The organism is Hymenobacter telluris (assembly GCF_017313265.1).
Classification (GTDB): domain Bacteria; phylum Bacteroidota; class Bacteroidia; order Cytophagales; family Hymenobacteraceae; genus Hymenobacter; species Hymenobacter telluris.
Map to the genome: position 1 here is coordinate 226,513 of NZ_JAFLQZ010000007.1, position 15,871 is coordinate 242,383.

General features: G+C 58.6%; 11 protein-coding genes. 7 read left to right on the forward strand and 4 right to left on the reverse strand.

Annotated features, from left to right (window positions below):
* Window positions 1-36 precede the first annotated feature (36 nt).
* The 4 genes from J0X19_RS13085 (at window position 37) to J0X19_RS13100 (ending at window position 6,423) form a co-directional block, all read left to right on the forward strand.
* Complete coding sequence (locus tag J0X19_RS13085) at window positions 37-300, forward strand: hypothetical protein (protein ID WP_206984807.1); 264 nt, start codon at window positions 37-39, stop codon at window positions 298-300.
* Window positions 301-569: 269 nt separating this feature from the next.
* Window positions 570-3,770: a SusC/RagA family TonB-linked outer membrane protein gene (locus J0X19_RS13090; RefSeq protein ID WP_394369114.1), complete on the forward strand. Its 3,201-nt coding sequence runs from the start codon at window positions 570-572 to the stop codon at window positions 3,768-3,770.
* A 32-nt stretch (window positions 3,771-3,802) separates the two neighbouring features.
* Complete coding sequence (locus J0X19_RS13095; protein ID WP_206984808.1) at window positions 3,803-5,131, forward strand: RagB/SusD family nutrient uptake outer membrane protein; 1,329 nt, start codon at window positions 3,803-3,805, stop codon at window positions 5,129-5,131.
* Window positions 5,132-5,259: 128 nt separating this feature from the next.
* On the forward strand, window positions 5,260-6,423 hold the full coding sequence (locus J0X19_RS13100) for an acyltransferase family protein (RefSeq protein ID WP_206984809.1): 1,164 nt from the start codon (window positions 5,260-5,262) through the stop codon (window positions 6,421-6,423).
* Between the two features lie 170 nt (window positions 6,424-6,593).
* Here the strand turns inward: J0X19_RS13100 and J0X19_RS13105 are convergent, their stop codons facing one another.
* Window positions 6,594-8,216, reverse strand: coding sequence for a 3-(methylthio)propionyl-CoA ligase (locus tag J0X19_RS13105; protein WP_206984810.1), 1,623 nt, complete (start codon window positions 8,214-8,216; stop codon window positions 6,594-6,596).
* A gap of 273 nt (window positions 8,217-8,489) precedes the next feature.
* Here J0X19_RS13105 and J0X19_RS13110 point away from each other — a divergent pair, with 273 nt between their 5' ends.
* Window positions 8,490-8,702, forward strand: a complete 213-nt coding sequence (locus J0X19_RS13110) for a hypothetical protein (protein ID WP_206984811.1) — start codon at window positions 8,490-8,492, stop codon at window positions 8,700-8,702.
* 3 nt (window positions 8,703-8,705) lie between these two features.
* Complete coding sequence (locus J0X19_RS13115) at window positions 8,706-8,936, forward strand: hypothetical protein (RefSeq protein ID WP_206984812.1); 231 nt, start codon at window positions 8,706-8,708, stop codon at window positions 8,934-8,936.
* Window positions 8,937-9,016: 80 nt separating this feature from the next.
* Here the strand turns inward: J0X19_RS13115 and J0X19_RS13120 are convergent, their stop codons facing one another.
* The 3 genes from J0X19_RS13120 to J0X19_RS13130 form a co-directional block, all read right to left on the reverse strand.
* Complete coding sequence (locus tag J0X19_RS13120; RefSeq protein ID WP_242582562.1) at window positions 9,017-12,151, reverse strand: glycoside hydrolase family 3 N-terminal domain-containing protein; 3,135 nt, start codon at window positions 12,149-12,151, stop codon at window positions 9,017-9,019.
* A 507-nt stretch (window positions 12,152-12,658) separates the two neighbouring features.
* Entirely contained in the window at window positions 12,659-13,024 is a 366-nt protein-coding gene (locus J0X19_RS13125; RefSeq protein ID WP_206984813.1) for an STAS/SEC14 domain-containing protein, read from the reverse strand.
* A gap of 323 nt (window positions 13,025-13,347) precedes the next feature.
* Window positions 13,348-14,094, reverse strand: coding sequence for a superoxide dismutase (locus J0X19_RS13130; RefSeq protein WP_206984814.1), 747 nt, complete (start codon window positions 14,092-14,094; stop codon window positions 13,348-13,350).
* Window positions 14,095-14,376: 282 nt separating this feature from the next.
* Between J0X19_RS13130 and J0X19_RS13135 the strand changes: the two genes are divergently transcribed.
* Window positions 14,377-15,669 carry a carboxypeptidase-like regulatory domain-containing protein gene (locus tag J0X19_RS13135; RefSeq protein WP_206984815.1) on the forward strand — a complete coding sequence of 431 codons (1,293 nt, stop codon included), beginning with the start codon at window positions 14,377-14,379 and terminating at the stop codon, window positions 15,667-15,669.
* Window positions 15,670-15,871: the final 202 nt, after the last annotated feature.

Sequence of the window (15,871 nt, forward strand, 5' to 3'; positions counted from 1 at the left end):
TCCACGCTCAGTCTGAGGCTCAGTAAGTGCCAGTCAGTGAAAACCTACGTGCTGCTTGAGCGCACCACCCAGCAACTAGCAACAGTGCCGTCGGCTGCTGCTGCCAGCTACCACTACTGTTGGGCGCAAGCCGCGGAACTGGCGGAGACGCTGCCAGATGAGCTGGAGGCCGTAAGTGGCCTGCGTGGCTATGCGCGGGACATCCGGCGGCTGCTTTACCCTGGCGAATTCAGCAGAAGAAAGGTCTTTACTGAAGTGCATTTCGACCCGCAGGATCAGTTTTCGGTGCTGTGCTCCTGATGGATAGCAGAGACACCAAGCGTTCAGGAGCAAGTGCCGACCGAGGCAGCCGGCCAGGATTTACAACGGACGGCCAAGCTGCTATCCGGCCCGAACGACGACAGCTCTTGGGTTGAGCTTAGCGAGTTGTCGGTATGAAGGCAGTGTAAGGTGGCGGCTGTTTTTTCCGGTGATTTATCATCTGGTGCTGTCAGCCTGATAGTGCGGAGCTTTTCAGTATATTTTCCCGAGGCTTTCTTCCATATAACCCCACTTTTCCCACTCTTGCTATGCAACACAACTACTATTTACTAAGGCTGGCTTTGGCATCGAGCGTGCTGCCAGCCGCCATGCTGGCCACTGCGCCCGCCGTGGCGCAGGACAGCGCCCGGCAAGCCTACACCCTCCAGGGCCGCGTTACGGATGAACGGGGGCAGGGCGTACCGGGCGTAACGGTGCTGCTAGGTGGCACCACCCTCGGCACGGCTACCAACGCCGACGGTAATTACACGCTGCCCGTGCAGGTAGCGCCCGGCAGCTACACGCTCACCTTCTCCACCATCGGCTTTAAAGGCCAATCAAAGCCTATTACGTTGGGCAGCAGTGCCAGCGTGAATACGGATGTGGTGGTGAGTGAAGCGCGCCAGACGCTTGATGACGTGGTGGTAATTGGCTCCACCATCAGCGTGAATAAGCGCGAGTTAGGCAATGCCATCAACACAGTAACGGCCCGCGACTTAGAGCAAACAGGTACGGGAGGTACTCTCAATGCGTTGCAGGGCAAGCTGCCCGGTGCCCAAATCGTGCAAAACTCCGGCGACCCTTCCGGTTCCATGTCGGTGCGGCTGCGCGGGATTCACTCGTTGCGGGGCTCGTCTGATCCGCTGTATGTAATCGACGGCGTGATTGTGAGCAACAACAGCACCAACGTGTCGCAGCTGGCGGCATCCAACGACAACGGCATCGGGGCGGCCAATGCCGGGCAGAACCGCTTAGCCGACCTCAACCCCAATGATATTGCTAGTATCAACGTCATTAATGGGGCAGCGGCGGCGGCGCAATATGGTTCGCGGGCCAGCAACGGTGTGGTGCTTATCACCACCAAGCGGGGCACAGCCGGGGCAGCGCGGGTATCGGTGTACACCAGCTTCAACATCAATGAGCTGCGCAAATCAGTGCCGGTAAACACCTATGGTAAGCAGTTTGGTTTTGCGGGACTACGCCTCTACACTATCGGAGCGCCCACGGCTCAGCAGCTGGCCGCCAACCCCGGTATTACCACCACGGGTATCGTACGGGCCGGTGCCACCGCCCAGCTGGCCACCAACCTCGTGGACGTGTCGCGCTACGATTACTTCAACGACGTGTTCCGGACCAGCTACGGCACCGACAACGGCGCTTCTATTTCGGGTGGGGCCGAGCGGACGCAATACTTACTGTCGGTAGGCTACCTGAAAAACCAGGGTATTATCGAGGGTACGGATTTCAAGCGCTACAACGTGCGGGCGCGGGTGGATCAGCGGCTTACCAACTGGGCACGGGCTTCGGTGGGCGTGGCCTACAACAACAGCTTCGCCAATGAGAAGGCCAACGGCAACGTGTTTTACAGCCCCATCAACTCCATCAACATCACCAACAACATCTACGACATCAACCAGCGCGACGCCAGCGGCAACTTGCAGGCCGTGGAGCCCACTCGCGTAAATCCGTTGTCTACCATTGAGGATATGCGCTTTACGCAGCGCATTAATCGGGCTATCAGTGACTTGCAAGTAAATCTGACGCCGTTCAAGGGCTTCTCGGTAGACTATATCCTGGGCGTGGATACCTACTCCCAGGCCGGCCAGAACTACATCCGGCCTTACCCGTACCAGGCCACGGCTGGCTTGCCGCTGGCACGTTACCCGCTGGGTTTTGCCGCCGATGCCAACAACAACGTGCTTCAGCTAAACTCCGACATCAACGTAGGCTACGACCGACAGCTGACCGAAGATTTCAAGGTGACGCTGCTGGCGGGGTATAGCTATCAGTACGCACGTAATGAGCTAGCTCGTGCCCAGGGCCAAAACCTGTCGCCTTTTATCACGACGGTCAGTGGAGCGGGTAGCACTACGGTGGCGTCGGCCTACGAACTGGACCAGTTCGATTTGAGTGGTGTGTTCGGGCAGGCCACCTTTGGCTTCCGTAATCTGGCCTTTCTGACGGGGGCCGTACGCCGCGACCGGTCGTCGAAATTCTCGCCTTCCGAAACTAACCAATACTACCCCAAAGTGAGCGGCTCGGTGGTACTCTCGGATCTGGGGTTCTGGAAGAACGCCGGGTATGCTACTGCCTTCAACTCCCTGAAACTTCGGGCCAGCTACGGCGAGGCCGGTAACCTGAACGGCATCAATTCCTACGACCGTTTTTACCAGTTTACGCCGGTTGGTTTCCAGGGGCGCAATACGCTGGTGCCCGGCGCGCGGCTGGCTAACCCGCGCGTGCGGCCCGAGCGGGTAACGGAACTGGAAGTGGGGGCCGACCTGGGCTTCCTCAACGACCGGATAGGGTTGGGAGTGACGGTGTACAACCAAAATACCAAGGACCTGGTGCTGGACCGCCTGATTGCTGCCTCCCGCGGTGGGTCGTCGATTGTGGAGAATGTGGCCCGGCTCACCAACAAAGGTGTGGAAGTGCAGCTCAGCGCCGTACCAGTGCGAACCACCGATTTCAGCTGGGATTTTACCGCCATCTTCAGCCGCAACCGCAACAAGATTGTGGACCTGGTAGGGTCGGCGGCAGTGCCCATCGACAACGTGGCGGGTGCGCCCGTGTATCTGCTCAACGGGCAGCCGGCGGGCGTGTTCTACGGCTCGGCTTACGCCCGCAACCCCGACGGCTCGCTGCTGCTCACGCCCCAGGGTTTCCCACAGGATGAGCGCGCCACCGGCCAGGCCACCGGCGACGTTAACTTCACGCCAGCCCGCGAGGCTAACGGGCAGCCCAGCTACGCCCAGGGTACCAGCCTAGCCAACGTGGTGATTGGTAACCCCAACCCGGACTGGACCGGCTCGTTCAGCACCAGCTTCACTTACAAGAAACTTTCCGTGCGGGTGCTGCTCGACGCCGTGCAGGGGGTAGATGTGTTCAATGCCGACTACCGTACGCGCCAGGGTGTGGGCCTCGGCGACCTGGCCGAAAAGGAATTGCGGGGCGAACTGCCGCGCGGCTACATTTTCTCGGTGTACAACACCCAGGAGTTCCGCATTGATGATGGCTCGTTTGTGAAGCTGCGCGAAACGGCCCTCACGTACACGCTGCCCACATTCAGCAAGTTTATCAGCAACCTCAATGTGTCGTTGATTGGGCGCAACTTATACTCGTGGGATGATTACAAGGGCTTCGACCCAGAAACCAGTGCGGGTGGCTCTTCAGACCTGCTGCGGGCCATCGACTTTGGCAACGTACCGATTCCGCGCACCTATCAGCTTCGGTTGGCCGCTACGTTCTAGGCCGGTTTTTCTCTCTCACTTCGACTTCTATCATGAAAAAGATACTGATACTACTGGCCGTGCTTCCGCTTGCGCTGGGTAGCTGCGACAAGGAATACCTCAACCCCAGCACTGCCAGCGACGTGCAGGTACTGACCAGCTCCGACGGCTTAATTACGGTGTGTAACGGCATGCAGTCGCGCTTCACTACGGGGGCGGCCTTGAGTCCGCTCTACAACACGGTGGCGGCCGGGGGACTGAGTACTCGTGAGCTGACGGTAATTAACGTGGGCAACATCGAGGAATTCAACGTCAGCCTCGGGGCCGGCAACGTTACTAACCTCAACGGCGTGGTGCGCAACCTCTGGACCCAGAGCCAATTGGTGCGAGCCAACGCCGATTTGGTGCTGGCCAATATCGGCAGCGCGCCCGACCCTGGTACGCAGAGCGGTATTGTGGCGTATGCCAGCATTTTCCGGGCGCTGGCCATTGGTACGTTGGCGCAGTATTTCGAGCAGTTGCCCATTACTACCCAGATCAATGCGCCGTTTGTGCCACGGGTGCAAGCTTTGCAGTCGGCCGTAACGCAACTGGAGGCGGCCGCCACGCAGCTAGCCGCCAACCCGGTTTCCGCCGATTTCAACAGCAAGATTATTGGGGGGATTAATCTGCCCAATACCCTGCAGGCCCTTATTGCGCGCTATAGTTTACTGGCCGGCGACTACGACAAAGCTATAGCCGCCGCCGCCCGCGTTGATCAGGCTAGTCGCTCGTATTTCACGTTCGATGATTTGGCCCGCAACGCCGTGTCGGAAGTGGCCTTCAGCAACCGCAACGTGTTTGAGCCCACCGACGTGAACCTGGGCCTAACCGGCGCCCTGGCGCCCGAAGCCAACGACCGACGGATTCCATTTTACACCCGCGCCAACCCAACGGCCACTCAAAACCGGGGTATTGGCTTCTATACGGCTAGTTCTGCCCCGGTGCCGGTGTACGTTCCTAACGAGATGCTGCTGATTCGGGCGGAAGCCTACGCTCGGAAGAATGATTTAAGTAACGCCGTAACGGAGTTGAACCGGGTGCGCACCAGCACCGCCACTGCTGCTACGCTCACCGTCGGCAGTAATACCTACCCGACGGCTCCTCCCGGTGCGGGGCTGGCAGCTTATGCTGGCGCGCTCACGCAGGACGCTGTGCTGCTCGACATCTACCGCAACCGGCAGGTGGAGCTGGCTTTTCAGGGTTTTCGCCTCGAAGACAGCCGCCGTTTCAACCGCCCTGGGCCTAGCGCCGCTGGTGCCGAACGGAACCGCAATTTCTTCCCGTACCCCCGCACCGAGCGCGAAAACAACACCGCCACTCCCACGGATCCGGCTATTTAGGAGAAGCCAGGAGCTAGAAGACAGAAGTTAGGAGGCAGGGACTAGAAGATGCTAAGTTTCCTCCTTGTTGAAAGGAAGAAACTTAGCATCCTTTAGTTTCCACATAACCTGTAACCGCACATCCCACCATGCAAACCACCACCCAAGCTGCCGTTGAAACTACGGGTACTGTGCCGCTGGCCGAAGCCTCGCAGCCGGCTCGCCTTATCAGCCTCGATGTATTTCGGGGCGTGACGGTGGCGGCCATGATTCTGGTGAACAACCCCGGCGACTGGGGCCACATCTACGCGCCGCTGGAACACGCCGCCTGGCACGGCTGCACGCCCACCGATTTGATATTCCCGTTCTTCCTGTTCATCGTGGGCGTCAGCATTGTGTACGCCTTGGATGGGGCGCGGCGGCAGCCAGAGGCCCACGGCCGCACGATGGTTCGTATTCTGAAACGGTCGGCCATTCTGTTTGGGCTGGGGCTATTTTCGGCGTTGTATCCGAAGTTCGAGTTTGAAACCCTGCGGATACCGGGGGTGCTAGCGCGCATTTCGTGGGTGTTTCTGGTGTGTGGCGTGCTGTTCCTGAAAACCACGTGGCGCCAGCAAATGGGGCTGCTGGCCTTCGTGCTGGTGCTCTACAACGTGCTGCTGCAAGTGGTGCCGGTGCCCGGTTCCGGCCCGGCTAACCTGGAACCCGCCACCAACCTTGGCGCGTGGTTGGATAGGCTGGTATTCACCGAGAACCACCTCTGGAGCCAAAGCCGCACCTGGGACCCCGAAGGCCTACTGGGCACCTTGCCCGCCGTGGGCACCGGCCTGCTGGGGATGCTTACCGGCCAATGGCTGCGCCGCAAGGACATAGAACCGGCTACCCGCGTGGCGTGGCTGTTCGTGGCTGGCGGCGCGGCCGTACTGCTGGGCCTCGTCTGGAACGGCTGGTTTCCCATCAACAAGGCCCTCTGGACCAGCTCGTACGTGCTCTACGCCGGCGGCCTAGCCATGACGGCGCTGGCCGCCCTCTACTGGCTGACCGATGTGCAAGGCTACCGCCGCTTTACCAAGCCCGCGCTGGTGTACGGTGTCAATGCCATTACCGTGTTTTTCCTGTCGGCCATCGTTTCCAAAACGCTCAACCTCATCAAAATAGGCGACGTGACCTTACGGGCGTGGCTTTACAACACGTTCTTCACGCCGTATTTCAGTCCCATCAACGCCTCCCTGGCCGGTGCCGTCGTGTGTGTGCTGATCTGGTTGGGCATCCTGTGGGTGATGTATAAAAAGCGAATCATCATCAAAGTGTGAACCGCGGATTATGCAGATTAGTCGGATTTCGTGGATTTTGTGGACGATTCTGGGGTGAACTGCCAACCGTTTCGGCTATGCAAAAAGAGGCTTGCCAAGTGGCAAGCCTCTTTTGTATTTAAATCATCACCGAAATCCGCGGAATCCGACTAATCTGCAAAATCCGCGATTCAGAAAGAATACCCTGCGAAATCCTTGCGGAGCTGGGTTTTCAGCAGTTTGCCGGTAGCAGTGTGAGGGAGTTGGTCTACAAATTCCACGGCGTCGGGCTTCCACCAGGTGGCCACTTTGCCGTCGTAGAAGGCCAGCAACTCCTCTTTGCTTACAGTGGCCTCGGGCTTGCGCACAACCACCAACAGCGGCCTCTCACTCCATTTGGGGTGGGGCATGCCAATAACGGCGGCTTCGGCTACCTGCGGGTGCGCAATGGCCAGGTTCTCCAGCTCGATGCTGGAAATCCACTCGCCGCCCGACTTGATAACGTCTTTGCTCCGGTCGGTGATTTGCATGAAGCCGTCAGGGTCGATGGTGGCTACGTCGCCGGTGCGGAACCAGCCGCTGCGGGTTAGCTCGCCGGGGTGGTTGCTACGGAAGTACTCGGCCACCACGAATGGCCCGCGCACTAGCAGGTCGCCGAAGGCTATGCCGTCGTGGGGCAACTCTTGGTCTTCGTCGTCCACTATCTTCATATCGATGCCGAAGATGGCGCGGCCCTGCTTGGTTTGGACGGCAAACTGCTCGTCTTCGCTGAGTTGCAGGTGCTTGGTTTTGAGGGTGCAGACCGTGCCCAGCGGCGAGGTTTCCGACATGCCCCAGGCGTGACGGATTTCCACGCCTAACTCTTCGTCGAAGGCCTTAAGTAAGGCTGGCGGGCAGGAGGCTCCGCCCACAATCATGCGCCGGAGGGTGGTGAATTGCAGCTTTTTCTCGCGCATAAACGTCAGCAGCCCAAACCAGATGGTGGGCACGCCGGCCGTAAACGTGACGCCTTCCGTCTCATACAGCTCGTACAAGCTGGCCGCATCCAGGCCAGGACCGGGCAGTACCAGCTTGCAGCCGTTGAGCGGCGCCATGTACGGAATACCCCAGGCATTGACGTGGAACATGGGCACCACCGGCAACACCACGTCGCGGGCCGAGCAGTTGAAACAGTCGGGCAGGGAGGCGGCGTAGGAGTGCAGCAGCGTGGAGCGGTGCGAGTACAGCACGCCCTTGGGCTGGTCGGTGGTGCCGGAAGTGTAGCAGAGCGAGGAGGCCGTGTTTTCGTCGAACACCGGCCACTGGTAGTCGGCAGCCTGGGCGGTTACCAGGTCTTCGTAGCAGCGCAGGGCCACTGGAAAGCTGCTGTCGGGCAGGTGGGCGCGGTCGGTTAGTAGCACCCAGCTTTCCACAGTAGGGCAGAGGGGCGCCAGCTTTTCCACCAGCGGCAGAAACGTGAGGTCGAAGAACAGCAGCCGGTCTTCGGCGTGGTTGATGATGTAGACCAGCTGCTCGAAAAACAGCCGCGGATTGATGGTGTGGCACACCGCGCCCATGCCCGAAATGCCGTAATACAGCTCCAGGTGGCGGTGCGTGTTCCAGGCCAGCGTCGCTACCCGGTCGCCGCGCCGGACCCCCAGCTCGGTTAGCGCATTGGCGAGCTGCCGGCTGCGCTGGCCCAGGCTGGCGTAGGTGTAGCGGTGCAACCCGCCCTCCGGCATTCTGGACACAATTTCGGTATCGGCGTGCCATTTGGCGGCGTATTCCAGGAGCCCCGCAATGCGCAGCGGCTCGTTCATCATCAGTCCTAACATGAGCGGAGGGAAGGTGGGGTTTGGGGAGGCAGGAGGCGGAGCGCACGATGAAAGTCTGGCCAGCATCTAACGCGCCTTGCCAAGTTATCATACTCCGGCGGCCCGTACAATGCAGGCAGGAGGTGCGGTTGCGTAGTTAGTTGTTGGTTTATTGGAAAAGTACGATGCTTCTATGCTTGCGGCGTGGTGTAAGTTTTAGGCTAAAAGGTGGCTATTGCCCAGCTTGTTTCGTAGAAGCCACTAGTACCTAATTTGTGCCTTGTGCATTGCCCAATGTATCTCGATTTTACTTGCTCTGATTTCTTAACCATTAGTTATAACTGCGACACGCAACTGCTGGTAGGCCGCTGGCTGCGCCCGGTAACGGAAGCAGAGGCACGACAAGGCTACAACGACCTGCTACTCGTGGCTAAGCGGCAACAGGCTCATTATTGGCTGCTTGATATTCGGCGGCGCAACCGCAGTGCCCCCGAAACCATTACCTGACTCTTGAATACCTACTATACTACTTTGGTGGCCGAACTTGGCCCGCCCGTGTGCATGGTGTACTTCATGTCGCCCGATTTGCGCAAGGATTTCGAGGTAGACGGTACCGTGCCCGAACCGGCTACCTATGCCGGCAAAGCCTTCCGCATGAACCAATGCACCACCGAATCGGAAGCAATGGACTGGCTGCTACAGGAGCAGCAAAAGGAAAACCCGATGCGAAAAGCAGTGTAGCTGTACAGCCGCGTCCTCGCATTTCACAATAAAAAAGCCCCGCCAGTAAACACTGGCGGGGCTTTTTTGTGTCAGATACCCTACTGTTCCACGGTGGTTTCCACGGCTTGCCGCTGGGTGGGCCGCACGCTTTCCAGGGCCACTTGCAACACGCCGGAACGCACACTGCGCTCCGTGATTTTGTTGTTGCGGCGCGTAGGGTTCACGCGGTTGGTGAGCACAATGCAGGTCAGCTCTTCCTTGGGGTCAACCCAGAAATAGGTGCCCGTGAAACCGGTGTGGCCGTAGCTCTGCTGCGACACGCTTTTAGCTGAATTGACGGTGGGGTTGGCGGCGGGCCTGTCGAAGCCGAGGGCGCGGCGGTTATCGGGGCAGAACTGGCAGCGGGTGTATTCGGCCATAGTTTCCGGCTTGATGAGCTGCTGCCCGCCGTACTTGCCGTTCCAGGCGTACAGCTGCACCAGTTTGGCCAGGTCGTTGGCGTTGCCGAACAGGCCGGCATGGCCGGAGAGGCCGCCGAGCAGGGCCGCGCCTTCGTCGTGCACGGTGCCGTGCAATTGCCCGTGCCGGAACAGCGAATCGTACTCGGTGGGCGTAATGCGGCTGAGCGGGAAGCGGCGCGTGGGGTTGAAGGTTAGGGTAGTAGCGCCCAGCGGCCGGTAGATTTCGTCGGCAATGAACTGGTTGAGGGGCTTGCCGCTCACCGATTTCACGAATTGCGGGTACATGATAAACGACAAATCCGAGTACACGTAGCCCGGCTTCTGGTTCAGCGGCGACTCGGCAATGGCCTTGGTAATCCGCGCCGGAAAGTCCTGGCGCGCCCACAGGTTGGGGCCGGCCAGCAGCGGAAACCGCGCCGACGAATCGGGCCGGAAGTAGCGGCGGTTCAGCTCGGCGGGCTTGGTAGCCGACACTTCCTTGGCCGCCGGACTCTTGCCGAAGATGGAGTTGAACAGGCCGCGGGGCTTGGTGTAGTCTTTCCAGAACGGAATCCAGGCTTGCAGCCGGGCCTGGTGGGTGAGTACGTCGCGCAGCTTCAGATCCTGCTTGTTGGTGCCCTTGAACTCCGGAAACAGCTGCCCCAGCGTCATGTCGGGGTTGAATTTGCCTTCGTCTTGCAGCTTCATCAGGGCGGGCAGCGTGGCCGACACTTTCGTGAGGGAAGCCAAGTCGTAGAGGTCGGTGTTGCGGACCGGGCGGCTGGGGCGGCCGGCCTGGGCGGGGGCATCAGCGAAAGAGTGCGTACCGTAGCTTTTGCGCAACACTACCGTGCCGCGCCGCGCAATCAGCACTTCAGCTCCCGGAAACGCCTTGGCCGCCACCGCCCCGTTCATAATGGAATCCACGCGGGCTTCCAGGTTGTTGTTCATACCCACCGCCTCAGGAAAGCTGTAGCGCAGCCGGATGCCGCCTTTGGTAGTGAGGCCTTTGCCGTAGCTATACCGGTCCGTTATCGTCACGGGCAGCTTGCCGGTGGCCGAAATTCCCCCGAAAATCACCTCCGCCGTTACGTCCTGCGCGTTTTTGCTTTCCTGATACGCCAGCACCACCGCATCGGCACGGTCCAGGTCCCGGACTTTCGCCACCGCATACGCCGAGCCGAATACCGACACCACCAGCTTCTGACCGGGGCTGCCTAGCTCGTGTAGCAGCACGTTGGTTTCGGGCGTCACCCCGAAGTTGGTGGCTGGCAGGCGGCCTAAGTTGTTCAGGCCTACCAGCACCACGTTGTAGGGTTTCAGCGTTTCGCGCATCTGCGTCAGCTCGTTGATCGAGGCCGTGGCCGACAGCCAGAAGTGGCGCGCCGGGGCATAGTCGGTTACCATGCGCTGGAAATCGGTGGTGTCACGGGTGCCGATGGTGAGGGTGGCTAGGCGCAGCGTATCGAGGCGTTGGAGCGGCAGCAGGTTCTTTTGGTTGCGCAATACCGTCACGCTCAGCTCGGTAAGGCGCTGGCTTAGGTATTGGGCGTGCGGTGTGTTCAGGTCTTGGGTGATGTTACGCAGGTCGATGGGCTTGTACTTGTTCAGGCCCGCCCACTCTTTGAGGGCCAGCATCTTGCGGCAGCGCGCATCAATGGATGCCTGCGTCAGTTGGCCGGCGTTGATGGCGTCGCGCACCATGCGAATAGCCAGCGGAATGTTCTTCGAGAATTCCAGAATGTCGTTGCCGGCTATCAGGGCGCGCACGTCGGCATCACCGGGCGGGTACTTGCTGATGACGCCTTTCATGTTCATGGCATCCGTGAACACCACGCCCTCAAAGCCGAGCTTTTCCTTCAGCAAACCAGTGGTTATGGGCTTGGAGAGAGTGGAAGGCATGCCCGTGGTATCGAGGGCCGGAATGTTGAGGTGAGCCACCATCATGCCACCCAAGCCGCGCTGCATCAGGCTTTTAAACGGAAACAGCTCCAGCGTATCAATCCGCTTGCGGTCAATGCGCAGCAACGGCAGCGCCAGGTGCGAGTCGGTGTCGGTGTCGCCGTGGCCGGGGAAGTGCTTGGCCACAGCCAGGATGTTGGCATCCTGCATGCCTTTCATGTAGAGGTAGCTCTTTTCGGTTACGCTCTGGCGGTTTTCGCCCCAGCTCCGGTAGCCGATGACCGGGTTGGCGGCGTTGTTGTTCACATCGACCACCGGCGCAAAATTGACGTGCATGCCTAGCCGCTTGAATTGCGTGGCCACCTCGGTGCCCATGTCGTAGAACAGCTGATTGTCTTGGATGCCGCCCATGCTCATCTGGTACGGGAAGCGCTGCACGCTATCCAGGCGCATGCCCACGCCCCACTCGGCGTCCATGGCCACCAGCAGTGGCACCCGGCTCTGGCTCTGGTAGCGGTTCAGCAGCCGGCTTTGGCGCACCGGCCCGCCCTGAAAGAATACCATGCCCCCGATGCCGTACTGCTGAATCAGGGTGGTAATCGAGTCCTCGTCGATGCGCTTGCGGTTGGAATACGCGGCCACCATAAACAGCTGCGCCACTCGCTGGTCGGGCGTGAGCGTCTTCATCACCGAATCAACCCAACGCGAGCTGGCCATTTGCTGGGCAAACGGCACCGGCTGGTTGCGCGGTTTTGGTGCGGTGGTTTTGCTAACGGAGCGGCTGCTTTTTGGTGATGCGGAAGCCGGTGTACGGCGCTGAGCCGACACATCGGCGGCGCTAAGTAGGCCCAGCAGCAACGATAAAAACGGGAGGAAACGGGGAAGCAACAAGACGAAACAAGGATGGGTTGAGAAACGAATTTACAGGAATATGAGGTGCGACCTACCTCTTACTTCCGCAAGCCCCTCACAAGGGAGATGCCGTAATAGTTTCTTCCTGCTTGTTTCGGCCACGTATCCATTGTGCTATTCAGCGCGCACACCAACCCGGTACCGCGCTACATGCGTGCTCGGCCTGCGTACACGAGCAAGCGGCAGGACGCGCTACTTATAGCCGTTTCGCAAACGGTATGGGTGTTGGTTTGGCGGCTTTTTCAGTTGTGGGGCCAGTCACTGCCCGCATGACACAGGGTACACAACGGCCGCTTACTTCGAGCGGCCTGACGGCTGGAAAAAGCCGCCGGACCGGCAGGAGCCAGCCGCTACACCGTTCGTGAAACCGCCACCTATCTATCCGCGGAGACATTGCGTTACTTTATAACTACATATAAATCAAAAAAATAAGCAGAGCAGCTAGGAGCCGCTCTGCTTGAAGTGTTTACCATCTAGGTTGATTGGCTATCGACATTGGCGCTGTTGTTCGAGCAGCCACGCAACAGCCTCTGCCTCGTCTTCAAAATACCGGTAGGTCATAGGCAAGTCGCGCACGGCTGTTACTACCATGGCGGTTGCCAGGCGGGCAAACACGTTGTGCGCCACTACTACTGCCCCAAAGCGGTAGCCGCCTTCCTGGGCAGCACGCGGCAGCCATTGCTCAATTACATAGGCCTGCTCTTCGGGCGTGAAAGGCTCCATAAGACGTTGATCAACAAGCAAGCAGCCATCGGCCCGCCGGGCCAGCAGCCGGCTTACATGGCCGAGCAGCGCCCATAACGCATCCTGCTTGCGTACGCCGGGCTGGTACGTAAGCCGGGCAAATCCCATCGGATCATCAGTAGCTCGCCCAACAGCATTCTCATAATACACTCGATATAAAGTAGCACCTCCCATACTCGTAAATATAAGGTGCTACCATGTAAAAGCACAATTGCTATATTGTGTAAAGCGCCATTGAGGGGTGTAGGGGCTATGCGTAATTCAAAAGTTTATATTAATACTATTAGTATTGCTATAGTGTATTCACACGCAATGCTTTAGGCGCATTTGTATTGGAGTAGCTAGTAGGCACCCTAGCAGCCAGCCTATAAAACAAGAAAGGCTGCCCAATCAGGCAGCCTTTCTTGTTGAACCTTATTGCAAGGAGCTTATTAGCTTTTTTTCACCGCGTCGAAGCGACGGTTTACTTCGGGCCAGTTCACCACGTTCCAAAAAGCAGCTACGTAGTCGGGGCGCTTGTTCTGGTACTTGAGGTAGTAGGCGTGCTCCCACACATCAAGGCCCAGTACGGGCGTGCCGTGCTGGATGCCGGGCAGGTCCATGAGGGGGTTGTCTTGGTTGGGAGTCGAGGAAATGAACAGTTTACCGGCTTTATCGGCGCTCAGCCAGGCCCAGCCCGAACCGAAGCGGCCGGTAGCCGCCGCCGCAAACTGCTCCTTGAACTTATCGAACGAGCCGAACGAGCTGGTGATGGCCGCCGCCAGCGTGCCGGTAGGCTGTCCGCCCCCCTTAGCCGACAGCAACTGCCAGAACATGGAGTGGTTGAAGTGGCCCCCGGCGTTGTTACGCACGGCATCCGACTGCTTGCTGGCCGAGGCCAGCAAATCGGCCAGGCTCATTTTCTCCTGTGGCTTGCCGGCTACCGCCTCGTTGAGCTTGGATACGTAGGTTTTATGGTGCGCGTCGTGGTGCACTTCCATGGTGCGGGCATCAATGTGCGGTTCCAGGGCATTGAAAGCGTAGGGGAGGGCCGGCAGCGTAAAGGGACCATCGGCAATGGGCGTGGCCCGCGCCTCACGAAGCAGCTTTTCGTCGTGGGCACGCGCCAGCAAAGCGGGGCTCACCAAGGCACCTACCATGGTCAGAACGCCATTTTTCAAGAAATCTCGCTTCAGCATGATGTGGAAAGTAATATGAGAAAGGAAAGGTAGTGTTGAACGGCCCCAAGATAGGACACGTTGAGTTTACGCAAATCAAGGAAAAGGTATCACCTGCACTGCCAACTTGGGGCGGCTCATTTAGTTACCGGCTGGCATTGTAGTTGTATTTCGGAGGCAGCGCTTTACTTTTTCCCTTCCTGGAACTGTGCCCGCGCCTACCTTTGCAGCAGCGGCATACGTCTTAGGCACTACCATCCGTTTTGTAGTTTCCATTTTGGTATTCATTTAACCTAGCTCGTCTTGTTTTCATCTCCCTCTGTTATCCGGTTTTCCTTATTCCGCTCTTCACTCACGGCGGGGCTGTTTCTGTTGGCCCTGCTGGCTTTGCCATTTGGGGCGGCGGCGCAGTTTTCGGTGCGCGGCACTGTGGTTGATAAAGAAACCAAAGAGCCGCTGCCCTTCGTGAGCATTCAGGTGGTGGGCACTACCAACGGCACGGCCAGCAACGTGAACGGCGAGTTTACTTTGGTGCTCAAGGACCTGCCCCGCACGCTGGTCTTCTCGGAGCTGGGCCACCTGCGCGACACCTTGCGCGTAACGCAGGCCACCTATAACACCCCGCTGCAAGTGGCTATGGCACCGGCCTCGGTGGTGCTGCCCGAAGTGAAAGTGAACAGCTACCCGTTTCAGTTGGTGGAAAAAGCGTTTCGGCAGTTGCAGAGCAGCTATTCGCGTAAGTTCTATGGCAAAGCCTACTACCGCCAGCTCACGCGCATCAGCAACGAGCCCACCGAGTTGCAGGAAGTGGTATGGGATGTGAAGTCCAACCCGGCCCGCATTGAGGGCACGGCCATTGCCCAGGGGCGCTACGCCGCCAAGCAGGCGGCCACGGCGTTCAGCAATTTCTCTATCTACACCCGCTCTTATGGTCTCTACGATGTCAACGCCGACAGCACCAAGTCCTTGGCGCTGCTTAGCCCGAACACCGTGAAAAACTACCTGCTGGAGTTGAAAGGTCTGCTCGACCAGGACAGCAGTACCATTGCCGAAATCAGCTTTGAAACCCGCCCCGAAATAAAGTACCGCGCCGAAGGCACTATCTGGATCAACATCGAGACCAACAAGATTGTGCGCTACAAGATGACGCAGCCCAACTTCACGGCCAAGTCCAGCAACCCCAACCAGAAGTTCAAAAATCCCAAGCTGTCGGTGGATATGGTGTTCAAACCCTCCGACGACGCCCCCGTTTCGCCGCTCGACCACATGCAGGTAGACCTCACGGCCGACCTCGTAACGGGTACCAAATCGGGCACGGTACCGCTGAGCGTAAATTCGTTCACCTACTTCTACGACACGTCCACCACGCCCACCAAAATAGCCTACGCCCGCCCCAGCGTAGACGACCGGGACCTGGAAACCATCAAGGCCACCAAGTACGACCCCGAATTCTGGGCCAATAACCCCGTAGTACAGCGCACCCCCGTAGAGGATGAAGTGGTAGCCTCCTTCGAGAAAAAAGGCGCCTTCGGGACGATGGTGAAGAAAGCCGAACCAAAAGCCGACGTTATTATCCGCAACGGCAAAATCGAGTAGCTTTTAGTGCTTAGTGCTTAGTGCTTAGTTCGGTTAGGGTGATATAATAAGAGGGCCGATTTCCAACGAAATCGGCCCTCTTTTGTAACCCACAAATCCAAGTAAAGTAGGCCACTAAGCACTAAGCACTAAGCACTAAGCACTAAGCACTAAGCACTAAGCACTAAGCACTAAGCACTAAGCACTAAGCACTAAGCACTAA

Excerpts from the sequence above, each read along its gene's own strand:
- J0X19_RS13090 (WP_394369114.1), top strand. The coding sequence starts at position 570 with ATGCAACACAACTACTATTTACTAAGGCTGGCTTTGGCATCGAGCGTG.
- J0X19_RS13095 (WP_206984808.1), top strand. The coding sequence starts at position 3,803 with ATGAAAAAGATACTGATACTACTGGCCGTGCTTCCGCTTGCGCTGGGT.
- J0X19_RS13100 (WP_206984809.1), top strand. The coding sequence starts at position 5,260 with ATGCAAACCACCACCCAAGCTGCCGTTGAAACTACGGGTACTGTGCCG.
- J0X19_RS13105 (WP_206984810.1), bottom strand. The coding sequence starts at position 8,216 with ATGTTAGGACTGATGATGAACGAGCCGCTGCGCATTGCGGGGCTCCTG.
- J0X19_RS13110 (WP_206984811.1), top strand. The coding sequence starts at position 8,490 with ATGTATCTCGATTTTACTTGCTCTGATTTCTTAACCATTAGTTATAAC.
- J0X19_RS13125 (WP_206984813.1), bottom strand. The coding sequence starts at position 13,024 with ATGGGATTTGCCCGGCTTACGTACCAGCCCGGCGTACGCAAGCAGGAT.
- J0X19_RS13130 (WP_206984814.1), bottom strand. The coding sequence starts at position 14,094 with ATGCTGAAGCGAGATTTCTTGAAAAATGGCGTTCTGACCATGGTAGGT.